The organism is Lentzea aerocolonigenes (genome assembly GCF_000974445.1).
GTDB lineage: Bacteria > Actinomycetota > Actinomycetes > Mycobacteriales > Pseudonocardiaceae > Lentzea > Lentzea aerocolonigenes.
Genome location: NZ_BBOJ01000007.1, coordinates 190,839 through 207,417, shown reverse-complemented (window position 1 = coordinate 207,417; position 16,579 = coordinate 190,839). Strand labels below are relative to the sequence as shown.

Below are 16,579 nucleotides of genomic sequence, written 5' to 3'. Positions count from 1 at the left end.
GGTGAAGCGTTTCGACGGTGGCACGCTTGGGTTTCCGCTGTCAACGGTCTTGTTAAGTGGGAGCTGCGTCACTAACCTGCCCATCATCTGTTTAAGCGCTTCGACACTTCGACGACGAAGGATCGGTTCCGCCATGGGCATGGAGTTGAACCGCAGGAACTTTCTGAGCGCCACGATCTCGGCCGCGGGTCTTGTCGCGATGGGACCGCTGCTGTCGGCCTGTGGCGGAGGAGGTCCGTCACGGGCCGGCGTGAACTCGGGGTCAGGCCTCAACGCCGTGCTGCCGGCCTACGTGCCGAACACGTCGATCAAGCCGGACATCGCCTCCGTGGCGGGCGGCCCCGACGTCATGACGGATCCCGGCTTCCTGAGCTACCCGGCCAACCGGGTCGCCACGGTCTCCGGAGTGCCGGGCAAGGGCGGCAAGTACTCCGCGGTCACGCCCCTGTGGGGAACCATCCCGCCCGCCGACAACGCCTTCTACCAGGCCATGAACAAGGCGCTGGGCGTCCAGCTCGAGATGAAGCCCGCCGACGGCAACAACTACAACACGATCATTCCGACGATGACCGCGGCGAAGAAGCTCCCCGACTGGATCGACCTGCCGGCCTGGTGGAACTCCAACTTCAACACCGGCGGCCTCGTCGGGAACCAGCTCGCGGACCTGACGCCGTACCTGTCCGGTGACAACATCAAGAAGTACCCGAACCTCGCGGCCATCCCCACCGCCGCGTGGCGGGCCGGTGCCTGGGGCGACAAGCTGTACGGGATCCCGGCGTTCTCCACCGGGTACAAGATCGCCGGCTGCATCTTCTACCGGCGGGACGTGCTGGAGGCCAAGGGCATCACGGCCGACCAGGTGAAGTCGGCCGACGACCTGATGAACCTCGGCAAGGAGCTCACCGACGCGAAGGCGGGCGTCTGGGCGTTCGACGACGTGTACCGGTACTTCTACACGGCGTTCGGCGCACCGCTGAAGTGGAAGGTGGACAACGGGAAGCTCGTCCACCTGTTCGAGACGCAGGAGTTCCTGGACGCGGCGGACTGGCACCGCAAGCTCGCGGTCGCCGGGTACATCCACCCCGACGCGCTGGCAGGCGACAACGCCGGCGGCAACACCCGGTTCTACGCCGGCAAGGCGCTCATCGGAGGTGGCGGGACCGGCGCGTGGAACCTCGCCGACCACCAGTCCGGCCAGGCCGCCAACCCGAACTACCGCCGCGGCGCCTTCAACTTCTTCGCCGCGGACGGCAAGAGCGCGCCCCGCGTCGACGTGGGTTCGGCCACCGACATCATCAGCTACTTCAACGCCAACCTGAAGAAGGAGCAGATCGAGGAGCTGCTGGCCGTCGCGAACTACCTGGCCGCGCCGTTCGGGTCCGCCGAGTACACGATGGTCAACTTCGGGGTCGAGGGCACTCACTTCACCGTGGAGAACGGGGCGCCGAAGCCCACGGAGGCGGGCCAGAAGGAGGTCCAGGCCCAGACCTACCCGTTCCTCGCCGCCCCTTCCGCGGTCATCAGCAACCAGTCCGCGCCGAACGTCACCAAGGACATGACCGCCTGGCAGGCCGCCAACGTGAAGGCCCTCTCCAAGCCGGTCTTCTGGGGCATGAACATCAGCATGCCGCAGGCGCAGGCCACGGCCGACGCCGCGCAGCCCGTCGAGGACACCCTGAAGGACGTCATCCACGGCAAGAAGTCGATCCAGGACCTCAAGGACGCGGCCACGACCTGGAAGTCCAGTGGTGGTGGTGACCGGCTGATCCAGTGGATGAACGACAACGTCCTGCAGAAGTTCGGCACGGGACAGTGACCACGCTCCGATCAGGCCGCGCGGAACGGCCTGCGAGGCTGAACTGGCGGATCAGGTTGCGGCGCGACCGGTCGCTGATCCTGATGACGGTGCCCGCCGTCCTCCTGCTGGTGGCCTTCAACTACGTGCCGTTGTTCGGGCTCGTCACCGCCTTCCAGGAGTACGACCCGCTGGCCGGGGTCCTGAACAGCCCGTGGGCGGGCTTCTACCAGTTCGAGCGGCTGATGGGCGACCCGCTGTTCTGGGGAGCGGTGCGCAACACGCTGTACCTCAGCTTCGTCCAGCTGATCCTGTTCTTCCCGGTCCCGATCGCGCTGGCGCTGCTGCTGAACTCCGTGCTGTCCCTGCGGATCCGCAACTTCATCCAGTCCGTGGTCTACCTGCCGCACTTCTTCTCGTGGGTGCTGGCGATCACGATCTTCCAGCAGATGCTCGGCGGTGCCGGCGCGGTGAACCACTTCCTGCGCAACAACGACATCGGCACGTGGGACATCATGACCGACCCGGACAGCTTCGCGCTCCTGGTCACCTCCCAGGTGATCTGGAAGGAGGCCGGCTGGGGGATCATCGTGTTCCTGGCGGCGCTCGCCGCGATCAACACCGATCTCTACGAGGCGGCGGCGGCCGACGGAGCCGGTCGGTGGCGGCGGTTGTGGCACATCACGCTGCCCGGTCTGCGTTCGGTCATCGTGCTGCTGCTGGTGCTGCGCCTGGGCAACGCGCTGACCGTCGGGTTCGAGCAGTTCCTGATCCAGCGGGTGGCGGTCGGCCACGACGCGGCCGAAGTGCTGGACACCTTCTCGTTCTACTACGGCATCGCCACCAACGACTACAGCTACGGCGCGGCGGCGGGGCTGTTCAAGAGCGTCATCTCGTTGCTGCTCATCTGGGGTGCGAACAAGCTGGCGCACGCCTTCGGCGAAGACGGGTTGTACCGGAAATGACTCTGGCGATCGAACGCACCGACACGGGCACCGGCCCGAAACCCTCCGCGCCCCAGGAGGTTCGCCGCAGGCGGCGGACCGAACGCCCGGCCTGGGAGGAACCACCGACGCTGGGCGGTGAGGCCGCCAAGGGCATCACCCTCGGCGGCGTGCTGCTGATCATGCTGGTGCCGCTGTGGATCATCGTGGTGACCAGCCTGTCCACCCAGGCGGCGGTCAACAGGGCGGGCGGCCTCGTGATCTGGCCGGACGGACTGACGCTCGAGGCCTACAAGGTGATGCTCGCGGACTCGACGGTGCGCACCGCGCTGCTGGTGAGTCTCGGCATCACCGCGGTCGGCACGATCGTGTCGATGGTCGTCTCCGTCATGTGCGCCTACGGCCTGTCGAGGTCGCGGTCGCTCGGGCACCGCTTCATCCTGACGTTGCTGATCATCACCATGTTCGTCAACGGCGGCCTGATCCCCACGTTCCTGGTCGTCACCGGACTCGGCGGCTACGGGCAGTGGTGGGCGCTGATCCTGCCGAGTGCGGTGTCCGTGTTCAACATCCTGATCCTGCGCGCGTTCTACTCGAGCACGTCGCTGGACCTGATCGAGGCGGCACGGATCGACGGCGCGGGGGACTGGCGGATCCTGTGGTCCATCGTGTTGCCCACCTCCCGTGCCGTCACGGCGGTGATGGCGCTGTTCTACGGCGTCGGCTACTGGAACTCGTTCTTCAACGTCATGTTGTACATGCCGACGGACAGCGAGAAGTGGCCGTTGCAGTACGTGTTGCTGACTTACGTCAACCGCGGCAACGGAATGCCGGGCTCGGTCAACGCCGGGTTCGGTTCCCAGTTCGCCCAGACCGCGCCGCTGTCACTGCAGATGGCGGTCGTGGTGCTGACGCTGGTTCCGCTGCTCATCGTTTACCCGTTCGTGCAGAAGCACTTCCGCACGGGCGTCCTGACCGGTGCTATCAAGGGCTGAACTTTCATGGTGACCATTGCCGACGTGGCCAGGCACGCGGGCGTGTCGTCCAGCACGGTGAGCTACGTGCTGAGCGGCAAGCGCGCGATCTCCGAGGAGACCCGGCAGCGGGTGCAGAGCTCCGTGCGGGAGCTCGGATACCACCCCAACGCCGGTGCCCGCGCCCTGGCCGCGCGGCGATCGCACATCGTCGCGCTGATGGTGCCGCTGCGCACCGACGTCTACGTCCCGGTGATGATGGAGATCGCCATCTCGGTGACGATGGCGGCCCGTCAGCACGGCTACGACGTCCTGCTGATCACCAACGACGAGGGCCCGGACGGGGTGCGCCGGATCGCGGGCAGCGGCCTGGCCGACGGCCTGATCATGATGGACGTCGAGCTGGACGACGAACGCATCCCGGTGCTGCGGTCACTCGGCACGCAGGCGGCGTTGATCGGCCTGGCCGACGACGCGCGTGGACTGTCCTGTGTGGACCACGACTTCGCGACGGCCGGCGCGTTGTGCGCCGACCACCTGGCCGACCTCGGCCACCGCGAGGTCGCGTTCATCGGCTACGGCTCCGGGGTCTACCACCGCCACGCGGGCTACGCCGAGCGCACGCTCACCGGGTTCCGCGGCCGTGCCGAACAGCGCGGTCTGCGGTTCCTGCACCGGTCGTGCGAGGGCACCTACGAGAGCACCGCCGGAACGCTCGCCCGCATCCTCGCCGACCGCCCCGGCACCACCGGTTTCGTGGTGCAGAACGAAGGCGCGATCGGACCGCTGCTGACCCTGCTGCGCACCAGCGGGCGGACCGTGCCCGAGGACGTCTCGGTGATCGCGTTGTGCCAGGACCAGCTCGCCGAGCAGTTCGCGCCGAGGCTCACCGCGGTCACCGGTTCCGCGCAGGAGCTCGGCCGGGTCGCCGTCGAGCAGATCATGCGCAGGATCACGGCGGTCAACGCCGGCGACCGGCCGGCGGACGACCGGGTCCTGCTCACGCCCGTGCTGACCGTCAGGGACAGCACGGGGCCCGCGCCGCGCCAGTCCTGACCTTCTCCGCACTCCCCACGAACGCGAGGAGCTCCCGCATGCCCACACACTTCCGAGACCTCGGCACCGCGCTCGAATGGCGCGCCAAGGGCGAGACCCTGCGCGTCGAGGCGTGGGGCCCCGATGCCGTCCGGGTCAGGGCGACCCCCGGCGGTCCGCTGGCCGAGGACCTGCCGGGAGCGTTGCTGGACACCCCTCCCTCCGGCGGCGACGCGGAGATCAAGATCGCCGAGCACCACGCGACGCTGGTCAACGGCAGGATCACCGTCAGGGTCGACGCCGGCACCGAGGGAAAGCTCACCCCGGAGCTCGGCGCGTCCGCCGGACGGCTCACGTTCCTGCGGACCGAGGACGGCACCGAGCTGCTCGCCGAGCAGTCCGCGCACTTCTGGTGGCCCGGCCCGCGGCTCGCCACCGCGACGGGCAACGGCTACCACCGGCTGGAGCAGCGTTTCCAGGCCTACCGGGGAGAACGGTTCTACGGCCTCGGCCAGCACACCCACGGTCTGCTGGACCAGAAGGGCGCGGTCATCGACCTGGTGCAGCGCAACGCCGAGGTCACCATCCCGTTGCTGGTCTCCGACCGCGGCTACGGCCTGCTGTGGAACTCGCCAGCCATCGGCCGCGTCGAGCTGGCCGAGACCGGCACCCGCTGGGTCTCCGACAGCGCCCGGCAGATCGACTACTGGATCACCGCCGGACAACCGGCCGACGTGCTGAGCCGTTACGCCGACGCGACCGGTCACGCCCCCGAACTTCCCGAGTGGGCCTCGGGTTTCTGGCAGTGCAAGCTCCGCTACCGCACCCAGGACGAGCTGATGGAGGTCGCCCGCGAGTACCAGCGGCGCGGGCTGCCGTTGTCCGTGATCGTCTGCGACTTCTTCCACTGGACGCACCTCGGCGAGTGGAAGTTCGATCCCGCCGAATGGCCCGACCCGGCGGGCATGGTCCGCGAGCTCGACGAGATGGGCGTCAAGCTGATGGTCTCGGTCTGGCCGTCGGTGAGCCCCGCCAGCGAGAACTACCACCCGATGCTGGACCAGGGTTTCTTCATCGGCACGGAGTTCGGGCCGATGGCGCACGCGGACTGGCCGGACAAGGGACTCGGCGCGTACTCCGCCCAGGTCGCGTTCTACGACGCCACCAACCCGGAGGCCCGCGAGTTCGTCTGGGAACGCATCCGGCGCGGCTACCACGAGCTCGGCGTCAAGGTGTTCTGGCTGGACGCCGGTGAACCCGAGCTCAAGCCCGGCCACCAGTACAACCTGCGCTACCACGCCGGTCCCGGGCTGGAAGTGGGCAACCTGTATCCGCGCGAGAACGCCCGCACTGTCCACGACGGACTGAAGGCGGCCGGCGAGACCGAGATCATCTCGCTCAACCGTTCGTCGTGGGCGGGCGCGCAACGGTACGGCGCCGCGCTGTGGTCCGGGGACATCGCCACCGACTTCGCCTCGCTGCGCACCCAGATCAAGGCCGGCCTGAACGTGATGATGTCCGGCATTCCCTGGTGGACCACGGACATCGGCGGCTTCCACGGCGGTGACCCCGACGACCCCGCCTACCGCGAGGTCCTGGTGCGCTGGTTCCAGTACGGCACGTTCTGCCCGCTGTTCCGCCTGCACGGCTTCCGCGGTGACGAGCAGGTGCTGGAGCCCGCGATGACCGGTCTGGCCAACGAGGTCTGGTCCTACGGCGAGGAGACCTACGAGATCCTCGCCGCGCACCTGCGGCTGCGGGAACGCCTGCGCCCGTACGTGATGCGGCAGATGCGCACGGCCTCGGAGACCGGTGTGCCACCGATGCGGCCGGTGTTCCTCGAGTTCCCGGACGACCCGGCGGCGTGGGACGTCGAGGACGCGTTCCTGCTCGGACCCGACCTGCTGGTCGCGCCGGTCACCGAGGCGGGTGTCCGCGAGCGCGAGGTCTGCCTGCCCGCCGGTGCGCGGTGGGCCGACGTGTGGAGCGGAGAGGAGCACGAGGGCGGCCGGACCGTCACCGTCGCCGCACCGATCGATCGCATCCCGCTGTTCCTGCGTGACGGCGCGAGCCTGCCCGTGCGGGAGGAGGCGTGATCACCAACCGGCTGGGCGGCCTCGCGTTCGGCGGCGACTACAACCCCGAGCAGTGGGACGAGCAGGTGTGGAAGGAGGACGACCAGCTGATGCGCGAGGCCAGGGTCAACCTGGCCACGGTCGGCGTGTTCTCCTGGGCACTGCTGGAGCCAGAGGAAGGCCGTTACGACTTCGAGTGGCTCGACAAGCACCTGGATCGCCTGCACGCCAACGGAGTCGCGGTCGACCTCGCCACCCCGACCGCCTCGCCGCCGCCGTGGTTCACCCTGGCGCACCCGGACGCCATGCCGGTCACGCGGGACGGCACCAGGCTGGTGCACGGCAGCCGCGACACGTACTGCCTCAGCGCTCCCGCCTACCGCGCCGCGGCCCGCCGCATCGCCTCCGCGCTCGCCGAACGCTACGGCGACCACCCGGCCGTGGCGTTGTGGCACGTGCACAACGAGTACGTGACGTTGTGCTGGTGCGACCACACCGCCGCCGCGTTCCGCGTGTGGTTGCGCGCGAAGTACGGCTCGCTGGACGTGCTGAACGAGACGTGGGGGACCGCGTTCTGGAGCCAGCGCTACGGCAGCTGGGAGCAGGTCCTGCCGCCGCGCGCCACCCAGTGGCACCGCAATCCCGGGCTCCTGCTGGACTTCAGCAGGTTCTTCTCCGACGAGGTGGTCGCCGCCTACTCGGAGCAGCGGGACGCGATCCGCGCGCACAGCGACCGGCCGGTGACGACCAACATGATGCTGCCCGGCTACCAGAACATCGACCTGTGGGCGCTGAGCCGCGAGGTCGACCTGGTCTCCATCGACTTCTACCCGTCCGCGCCCGGCCTGGAGGCGGCCGCGGAGGCCGCCTTCACCGCCGACCGCGCCCGGTCGTTCGCGGGCGGGCGGCCGTGGCTGCTGATGGAACAGGGCACGAGCACCGTCTACGACCGCGGCCGGACGCTGGCCAAGGACCCCGGCGAGATCCTGCGGCACTCCCTGAGCCACATCGCGCGCGGCTCGGAGGGGGCGTTGTTCTTCCAGTGGCGCCAGTCGAAGGCCGGTGCCGAGCAGTGGCACTCGGCGATGGTGCCGCACGCCGGACCGGACAGCCGCGTCTTCGCCGAGGTGAAGGAGACCGGTGCCGCCGTCGCCGCCCTCGCCGAGCTAGCCGGGTCGACCGTCACCGCGGACGTGGCCGTGCTGCACGACTCCGACGCGTGGTGGGCGCTGAACTCGGACGGCCTGCCGTCGTCCGACCTGGACTACCACTCCTCGCTCCGCGCCGCCCACCGCGCGTTGTGGGACGCCGGACTGGTCGCCGACTTCGCCCACCCGGAAGCGGATCTGGGCCGCTACCGGCTCGTGCTCGCCCCGGCGCTGTACCTGCTGTCCGACGCCGGCGCGGAGAACCTCCGCCGGTACGTCGAGGGCGGGGGCACGCTGCTCGTCCAGCACTTCAGCGGAGTCGTCGACGACCGCGCCCAAGCACGGCTCGGTGGCTATCCGGTCGCACCCCTGCGGGAGGCGCTCGGCATCCGGGTCGTGGAGTACCGGCCGTTGCGGCAGGACGAGCGGATCACGCTCTCCGACGGTGCGCACGGCACGGTGTGGAGCGAGTCGCTGTGGCCGGAAGGTGCGGAGGTCGTCGCCACCTACACCCACGGAATGCTCGCGGGATCCCCGGCGATCACCAAGAACCGGTGCGGCAGGGGCACGGCCTGGTACCTGTCCACCCGGCTCGACAGCACGGACTACGGCGCGCTCGTCGCCGAGCTGCTCGACGACGCCGGGGTCACCCCGGTCCTGCCGGGCCTGCCTCCCGGCGTCGAAGCGGTCACCCGGCAGGCCGCGAACGGCGACCGCTGGCACGTCGTGCTCAACCACCGCGCCGACACCGTGCCGTTGCTCGCGAGGACCCACGACCTGCTCACCGGGCAACCGGTGGCGACACTGCCGCCGGGCGGCTGCGCCGTGCTGCGGGAGAGGCGGCCGCGATGATCACGATCCGCTGGGGCCACGAAGCCCTGGAGTGGGAGTTCGACGTCACCGACGACGGGGTGCGCCGCAGCGGCACGTCGCTGCCACTGGTGGAGGTGACGACCACGGACCACGGCTGTCATTGGTCGAGCAACCGCCTCGTCGACACGGTGATCGGCGGACGGCTGCGGTACCGCGGCCACCGCACACCGTCCGAAAAGGACTGGGAGGTGCTCGTCCTCGACCTGCACGACGACGTGAGCGGTCTGGCCGTGGAGGTGACCTTCCGTTCACCGCAGGGCGTTCCCGCGGTCCGCGCCGAGGTCGCCGTGCGCAACGAGGGGAGTGCTCCGCTGCGGCTGGAGTCGGTCACCTCGCTGGTGCTGGGCGGTCTCACGGCCGGCCCGCCGGACAGCGCCGACGTGCTGTGGGCGGAGAACGACTGGAACGCCGAAGGCCGGTGGCGGCGTGAACCGCTGCGCCTCAGCTCACCGGACCGGGACGGACGGCTGGCCGACTACCGGCACAAGAGCGCGTTCACCGTTGCCGGCAAAGGAGTGTGGTCCAGCAACGGCCACCTGCCCATGGGTGGCCTCACCGACCGCGAGACGGGCCGGACGTGGGTCTGGCAGATCGAGCACAACGGCGGTGGCTGGTCCTGGGAGTGCGGTGAGCTCGGCGGCACCGGCTACGTGGCGCTGTCCGGGCCGGTGGAGCTCCAGCACGGCTGGAACCGCGTGCTGGCGTCGGGTGAGGAGTTCCGCACCGTGCCCGTCTCGCTGGCGTTCAGCGCCGACGGCGGGCCGGACGACGCGTTCGCCGCGCTGACCCGGTACCGCCGCGCGAGCCGCAGGCCGCATCCCGACCACACCGGCCTGCCCGTGATCTTCAACGACTACATGAACTGCCTGATGGGCGACCCGACCACGGCCGAGCTGCTGCCGTTGATCGACGCCGCGGCCGACGCCGGTGCGGAGTACTTCGTCATCGACGCCGGCTGGTACGCCGAGCAGGGCGAGAGCTGGTGGGGCACGGTCGGTGCGTGGCAGGCGTCGCGCAGCCGTTTCCCCGGCGGGCTCGGGGAGGTGCTGACGCGGATCCAGGAGCGCGGCATGGTTCCTGGGCTGTGGCTGGAGCCCGAGGTCATCGGCGTCGACAGTCCGCTCGCGCGGAGTCTGCCCGACGAGGCGTTCTTCCGCCGTGACGGCGTGCGGGTCGCCGACGTCGGCCGCCACCACCTCGACCTGCGCCACCCCGCCGCCCGCGCCCACCTGGACGAGGTGGTGGACCGCTTGGCCGGCTGGGGTGTCGGATACCTGAAGCTCGACCACAACATCAACCCGGGTTCCGGCACCAGTTCGCGGGAGGGCGAGAGCCCCGCGGACGGGCTGCTCGGCCACAACCGCGCCCACCTCGACTGGCTCGACGGCGTGCTGGACCGTCACCCGCACCTGGTGCTGGAGAACTGCGCGTCCGGCGGCATGCGCATCGACCACGCGCTGCTGTCGCGCACGCAGCTGCAGTCCACCAGCGACCAGCAGCACCTGGAGCGCTACGCGTCGATCGCGGCCGCCGCGCCGACGGCCATGACCCCGGAGCAGGCCGCGGTCTGGGCCTATCCGCAGCCGGAGCACTCGCTCGACGAGGTCGCGTTCACCATGACGAACGCGCTCCTGGGCCGGATCCACCTGTCCGGCCGGATCGCCGACCTGCAACCAGAGGCGCGTGCGCTCGTGCACGAGGCGGTGGCGGTGTACAAGGCCGTCCGCGCCGACCTGCCGCAGTCCGTTCCCTCGTGGCCACTGGGACTTCCCGGCTGGGACGACCCGTGGCTCGCCCTCGCCGCGTCGACGTCGTCCACGACGTACCTGACCGTCTGGCGTCGTGGCGGTGAGGACACCACGGTCCTGAAGTTGCCCAATCTGTCCCATGTGGACGTCGTGGTGGAACGGCTCTACCCGTCCGCCTCGCCCGCGGTCGCGTGGTGGCGGCAGGACACCGCGGAGCTGACGCTGACCCTCCCCACCGCACCGTCCGCGGTGCTGTACCGGCTCACGACCAGAGGAGTTGACGGGTGACCCAGCCAGTGATCCCGGGGATGTTCCCCGACCCCAGCGTGTGCCGCGTGGGGGAGGACTACTACCTGGTCTGCTCCAGCTTCGAGTACTTCCCCGGCATCCCGGTCTTCCACAGCCGCGACCTGGTGCACTGGACGCAGATCGGCAACGCGCTGGACCGGCCGAGCCAGCTGCGGCTGACCGCGGAAACGCCGGCGTCGGCCGGAATCTACGCGCCGACGCTGCGCCACCACGACGGCCGGTTCTGGCTGATCGTCACGAGCGTGAGCCACGGCGGCGGCAACATGGTCTTCACCACCACCGACCCGGCGGGACCGTGGTCGGACCCCGTGCTGCTGCCGGACGTCGGCGGCATCGACCCGGACCTCGCCTGGGACGACGACGGCAACTGCTGGTGCACTGTCGCCGGAGTGCAGCAGTACCGGATCGACCCGTCGACCGGCGAGACCTTCGGGACGCCGCAACGGCTCTGGTCCGGAACCCCGAAGGCGAAGGCCCCGGAAGCACCGCACCTGTACCGGATCGGTGAGCACTGGTACCTGATGATCGCCGAGGGCGGCACCGAGCGCGGCCACGCCGTCTCGATCGCGCGCGGCCCGTCCCCGAACGGCCCGTTCGAACCGTGTCCCGCCAACCCGATCCTCTCGCACCGCAGCACCGACGAGCCCGTGCAGAACACCGGCCACGCCGATCTCGTGCAGGCACCGGACGGGTCGTGGTGGATGGTGCTGCTCGCCGTGCGGCCCGGTGGGGGCACGCCGGGATGGCACGTGCTCGGCCGTGAGACGTTCCTGGCGCCGGTGACCTGGTCCGACGGCTGGCCGGTCGTGGGGGAGCTGACGTCCGGCGACCCCGGCGCCGTGGCGGACCTGGACGACTTCGACGCCGGTGAGCTGCGACCGTGCTGGGTGTCGTTGCGCGACCGTTCCGAGCAGCACTGCACCACGAAGGAACGCTCCGGGTGGCTGACCCTGCACGCGCGGGGGTCCTCTGTGGACGATCCGGCGGTGATCTTCGTCGGCCGGCGTCAGCAGCACCTGTCCTGCCGCGCCCGGACGTTGCTGGACCCGGCGGAGGGCAGCGGCGGTCTCGCGGTCCGGCTGGACGAGGAACACCACTACGAGATCGAGGTGGCGTCCGGAGAGGTCCGGGTCCTCGCCCGCATCGGCCCGCTGCGCACCGTGGTCGCGTCCCGCCCGGCACCTGACGGGCCGGTGGTCCTCGTCGTGCAGGTGGACGAGAGGAAGACGATGTGGGAGGCCCGTTCCGGGCCCGACACCCTCACGTTCGGCGTGGAGGAAGCCGACGGCACGGTCACCTCGCTCGCCACGCTCGACGGCAAGTACCTCTCGACCGAGGTCTCCGGAGGCTTCACCGGCCGCGTCATCGGCATGTACGCGACCGCGGGCACCGTCGGATTCGACTGGTTCGACTACCAGCCGCTCACCTGATTGCGAGGGTTCATGTTCCGCAAAGCACGGACAGTTCTCGGTGTAGTGGTGGCCGGGTGCACGATCCTGGCCACGGCCGTCGCCCCGGCGTCGGCAGCGGCACCGGAGGCGGGCTGCCGCGTCACGTACACGGTGAAGGGCCAGTGGCAGGGAGGTTTCACCGCCGAAGTCGCCGTGGCCAACCTCGGCCCCGCACTCGACGGCTGGGAGCTGAAGTGGGAGTGGCCGACCGGCCAGCAGCTCGGCCACGGCTGGAACGCCCAGGTCAGCGAGTCCGACGACGTGGTCACGGCCAAGAACTCCGGCCACAACGCCAAGATCGCGACGAACGCGACGGTGACCTTCGGCCTCAACGGCACCTGGGGCCACGCCAACACGGCGCCGTTGTCGTTCTCGCTCAACGGTGTCACGTGCGTCCACGGCGGACCGAGCCTCACCGCGATGGAGCACACGGCGGCCATGGAGCCGGGCTGGAACCTCGGCAACACGCTCGACGCCACCGGCCCCGACGAGACGTCGTGGGGCAACCCGCGCGTCACGGAAGCGTTGCTGGACAACGTGAAGGCGCAGGGCTACCGGAGCATCCGCGTCCCGGTGACGTGGGGGCAGCACCAGGGCCCGGCACCGGACTACACGATCGAGGCCGACTACCTCGCCCGCGTCAAGGAGGTCGTGCGCTGGGCGTTGGCACGCGACCTGTACGTGCTGATGAACGTGCACCACGACTCGTGGCAGTGGATGTCGAAGATGCCCGCCGAGCACGACCGCGTGCTGGCCCAGTTCACCAGCATCTGGAAGCAGCTGACGCCCGCGTTCACCGAGTTCGGGCCCAAGCTGATGTTCGAGAGCTGGAACGAGCCGCAGTTCGCCGGGAGCACGGGCAAGCCCCAGGAGATCGCGCTCAACGCCGAGCTGAACGCCGCGTTCCACGACATCGTGCGCCGCTCGGGCGGCAACGACGCCACCCGCCTGCTGGTCCTGCCGACCCTGCACACCTCGACCGAGCAGCAGTACGTCGACCCGCTGGTCGAGCAGATCCAGGGCCTGCACGACCCCAACCTGATCGCGACCGTGCACTCCTACGGCTACTGGCCGTTCAGCGCGAACGTCGCGGGCGGCATCCGCTACGACGCCACCGCCCAGCAGTTCGACACCGACTCGTTCGACCGCGTCCACAACAGCTTCATCGCCAAGGGCATCCCGGTGATTCTCGGCGAGTTCGGGCTGCTCGGGTTCGACCGGCACGTCGGCACGATCGAGCAGGGCGAGAAGCTGAAGTTCTTCGAGTACGTCGGCTACTACGCCCGCACCAAGAAGATCACCACCATGTTGTGGGACAACGGTCAGCACTTCGACCGCACGACGTTCCAGTGGAAGGACCCGCAGCTCTTCGCGCAGATCAAGTCGAGCTGGACGACCCGGTCCGCCACGGCGGCCACCGACCAGGTGTTCCTCGCGAAGCCGAGCACCATCACCGCCAGGACGATCGCGCTCAACCTCAACGGGGCGAAGTTCTCGGGGCTGTACAACGGAAACATCGAGTTGTCGCGTGGCCGTGACTACACGATCGACGGCGACCAGCTGACCCTGACCGCGCCGGCGTTGACGAAGCTGAGCGGCTCGCGGACCTACGGTGTCAACGCCGTGCTCACGGCCCGTTTCTCCCAGGGCGTGCCGTGGCGGTTCTACGTCATCACCTACGAGGCGCCGGTGCTGTCCGACGCGACCGGGACGACGAGCAAGTTCGAGATCCCGACGAACTTCCGCGGCGACCAGCTCGCGACCATGGAGGCCAAGTACGACGACGGCACCTTCGCCGGCCCCCAGGACTGGACGGCCTTCAAGGAGTACGACTACGCGTTCGCGCCGAACTACACCGACCGCCTGACCACCCTGAAGCCGGAGTTCTTCAGCAACGTCAAGGACAACCAGCGAGTGACGCTCACCTTCCACTACTGGAGCGGCACCAAGGTTTCCTACCACGTGACGAAGTCGGGGAGCGCGGTCACCGGCACGACCGCCTGATCCGCTCCAGTTGAGACAGGAACCGCCGAAGGCCGCGAACGGTCTTCGGCGGTTCCGCGTTTGGCCGCTGCGGTTCCCTCTGTGGCCTCGCCGGCCAGTTCCAGCGCCGCCGCACGCCAATAGCTTCGTGACAACGAGAAAACGAGTCACGAAGAGGTGGTCACCGCCATGAGCTACGACTTCCGGGACAAGGTCATCGCCGTCACGGGAGGCGCCGGCGGCATCGGCAGCGCGATGTGCCGGCGGTTCGCCTCCAGCGGCGCCCAGTGCGTCGTCATCGACATCGACGAGGTCCGCGCGAAGAAGGTCGCGGAGGAACTGCCGGGCGGCGGCCACCTCGGCATCGGCTGCGACCTGATGGACTGGGCGCGGATCGAGCAGGTGCTCGAGCGGATCGGCGAGGAGTACGGCCGGCTCGACGTGCTCGTCAACAACGTCGGCATGACCAGCACCGAACGGTTCGACGAGCGCGACATCGCCAGCATCGAGCGGGAGATCACGCTCAACACGACCTCGCCGCTGGTCACCACGCGGCTCGCCATCCCGCTGTTGTGGAAGTCCCGCGACCCGCGGGTGATCAGCACCGTGTCGATCGCCGGCATCTTCCCGCTGGGCGAGACGCCGGTGTACTGCGCGTCCAAGTTCGGGCTGCGCGGCGCGATGCTGGCGATCGGTCTCGACCTGCGGGAGAAGGGCATCCTGGTGGGATCGGTGCTGCCGTCGGCCACCGACACGCCGATGCTGCGCCGGGAGGCCGTCGAGGGCGGCAACTCCATGCAGTTCCAGGAGCCGCCGCAGCAGCCGTCCGACGTGGTGGCGGCCGCCGTCAGCATGCTCGACAAGCCGCGGCTGGAGGCCTACGCCCGGCCGAGCGAGTCGTGGACCACCCGGCTCGCGATGCTCGTGCCCAACCTGCTGCCGAAGATCCTGCCGTTGTTCCGCAAGCGCGGTGACCGCGGGATGGTCCGCTACCTCGAGGACCTGGAGCGCCGCGGCCTGGCCCGGCGCAACGGCGGCAGCTGGGAGCTCGTGCCCGAGCGCGCGGGCTGAGCGGTGGCGAAGAACTTGTCCCTCGGGGTCGCGGTCGCGCTGGTCGCCGGCGTCGCGGTCGGCAGCGCGGGCACGAACGTGATGCCGGTGTTCATCGACGACTTCGCCTCCCGCGCCGGGCTGGCGGGCGCCGGGGCCGGCCTGATCGGCGCGGCCCAGCTGACCGCGACCGCCGTCGTGACGCTGCTGCTCGCGGCCCGCGCGGCGAGGCCGGGGCGGGTCGCGATGGCGAGGTTCGGCCTGGCGCTCACCGCGTTCGGGGCGCTGTGGGTCGGCGTGGCGGCCGACCCGGTCACCCTGCTGCTGACGAACCTCGTGCTGGGAGCCGGACTCGGTGTCGTCTACGCGGCGGCCACGGCGGCACTGGCGGCCGTGGAGGACTCCGGCAAGGCGTCCGCGGTGGCCGTCGCCGGCACGGTCGCGATCGCCGCGCTGATGATCGTGGCGGTGCCGATCGCGAACGACTGGTGGGCAGGTGCCGGGTTCTTCCTGCTGGCGGCGAGCTGTGCGCCCGCCTGGTTCCTGGTGGCGAGGCTGCCGGAGAGCCCGGTCGTGACAGCGGCAGGGACGCGACCCGGCAAGCCCTCGGTGGTCCTCCTGCTCGGCACCGCCGCGTTGTGGGCCATCACCCAGGGAGCGTGGGCCTACGCCGCGATCTTCGGCCGCGAACACGTCGGCATGGACACCACGACCGTGTCCGTCGTCCTGGCGGTGTCGAGCGTCGTGGCACTCGCCGGCGCGGTGGTGGGCGCACCGGCCGCACGCCGGTTCGGGCGGCTGCGGTCGATGGCGGCGTTCGTGGTGGTGGAAGCCGTCGCGATGGCGGTGGCGGTGATCAGCGACGAGCCCGTCCTGTTCACGGTCGCGGTGGTGGTGTGGCAGGCGTGTCAGCTGGCCGTGCTGGTGCAGATGATCGCCGCGGCCGCGGTGCTCGACCCGTCCGGACGCCTGGTCGCCGCGCTGAGCGGTGCCTCGGCCCTCGGCACGGGCGCGGGGCCGTTGGTGGTGGGGCTGTTGCTGGACAACGCCGGCGCCGCGGTGCTGGGCGCGGTGTTCGCGATGGGCATGGTGATCGTGTCGGTGCCGCTGCTGCGGATGACGACAGCGGCCGCTGAGGTCCCTGTTGTGGCCGATGCGGTCAGTTCCCCGTGAGCGTCACATCAATACGTTGAG

The 16,579-nt window shown here is 69.8% G+C and carries 11 protein-coding genes; all 11 read left to right on the top strand.

The annotated features are described in order from the left end of the window. Window positions 1–133: 133 nt before the first annotated feature. The 11 genes from AOM45_RS15550 (at window position 134) to AOM45_RS15500 (ending at window position 16,558) form a co-directional block, all read left to right on the top strand. Window positions 134–1,816, top strand: coding sequence for a type 2 periplasmic-binding domain-containing protein (locus AOM45_RS15550; protein ID WP_051784763.1), 1,683 nt, complete (start codon window positions 134–136; stop codon window positions 1,814–1,816). Continuing rightward, window positions 1,813–2,760 (top strand): ABC transporter permease, encoded by a 948-nt coding sequence (locus tag AOM45_RS15545; protein ID WP_236703626.1) that lies wholly within the window; start codon window positions 1,813–1,815, stop codon window positions 2,758–2,760. The genes AOM45_RS15550 and AOM45_RS15545 overlap by 4 nt, the downstream gene beginning before the upstream one ends. Further along, on the top strand, window positions 2,757–3,734 hold the full coding sequence (locus AOM45_RS15540) for a carbohydrate ABC transporter permease (protein WP_030473647.1): 978 nt from the start codon (window positions 2,757–2,759) through the stop codon (window positions 3,732–3,734). The genes AOM45_RS15545 and AOM45_RS15540 overlap by 4 nt, the downstream gene beginning before the upstream one ends. 6 nt (window positions 3,735–3,740) lie before the next feature. Continuing rightward, window positions 3,741–4,769: a LacI family DNA-binding transcriptional regulator gene (locus AOM45_RS15535; RefSeq protein ID WP_030473648.1), complete on the top strand. Its 1,029-nt coding sequence runs from the start codon at window positions 3,741–3,743 to the stop codon at window positions 4,767–4,769. Window positions 4,770–4,807: 38 nt separating this feature from the next. Then, complete coding sequence (locus AOM45_RS15530; RefSeq protein ID WP_051784764.1) at window positions 4,808–6,844, top strand: glycoside hydrolase family 31 protein; 2,037 nt, start codon at window positions 4,808–4,810, stop codon at window positions 6,842–6,844. Beyond that, entirely contained in the window at window positions 6,841–8,823 is a 1,983-nt protein-coding gene (locus AOM45_RS15525) for a beta-galactosidase (RefSeq protein ID WP_035913896.1), read from the top strand. The genes AOM45_RS15530 and AOM45_RS15525 overlap by 4 nt, the downstream gene beginning before the upstream one ends. Next, window positions 8,820–10,880, top strand: coding sequence for an alpha-galactosidase (locus tag AOM45_RS15520; protein WP_030473651.1), 2,061 nt, complete (start codon window positions 8,820–8,822; stop codon window positions 10,878–10,880). Before AOM45_RS15525 ends, AOM45_RS15520 begins: the two co-directional genes overlap by 4 nt. Next, on the top strand, window positions 10,877–12,331 hold the full coding sequence (locus AOM45_RS15515) for a glycoside hydrolase family 43 protein (protein WP_030473652.1): 1,455 nt from the start codon (window positions 10,877–10,879) through the stop codon (window positions 12,329–12,331). The genes AOM45_RS15520 and AOM45_RS15515 overlap by 4 nt, the downstream gene beginning before the upstream one ends. A gap of 12 nt (window positions 12,332–12,343) precedes the next feature. Next, window positions 12,344–14,356: a cellulase family glycosylhydrolase gene (locus AOM45_RS15510; RefSeq protein WP_030473653.1), complete on the top strand. Its 2,013-nt coding sequence runs from the start codon at window positions 12,344–12,346 to the stop codon at window positions 14,354–14,356. A gap of 168 nt (window positions 14,357–14,524) precedes the next feature. Beyond that, window positions 14,525–15,406 (top strand): SDR family NAD(P)-dependent oxidoreductase, encoded by an 882-nt coding sequence (locus tag AOM45_RS15505; protein ID WP_030473654.1) that lies wholly within the window; start codon window positions 14,525–14,527, stop codon window positions 15,404–15,406. 3 nt (window positions 15,407–15,409) lie between these two features. Further along, window positions 15,410–16,558 (top strand): MFS transporter, encoded by a 1,149-nt coding sequence (locus AOM45_RS15500; protein ID WP_051784766.1) that lies wholly within the window; start codon window positions 15,410–15,412, stop codon window positions 16,556–16,558. Window positions 16,559–16,579 lie beyond the last annotated feature (21 nt).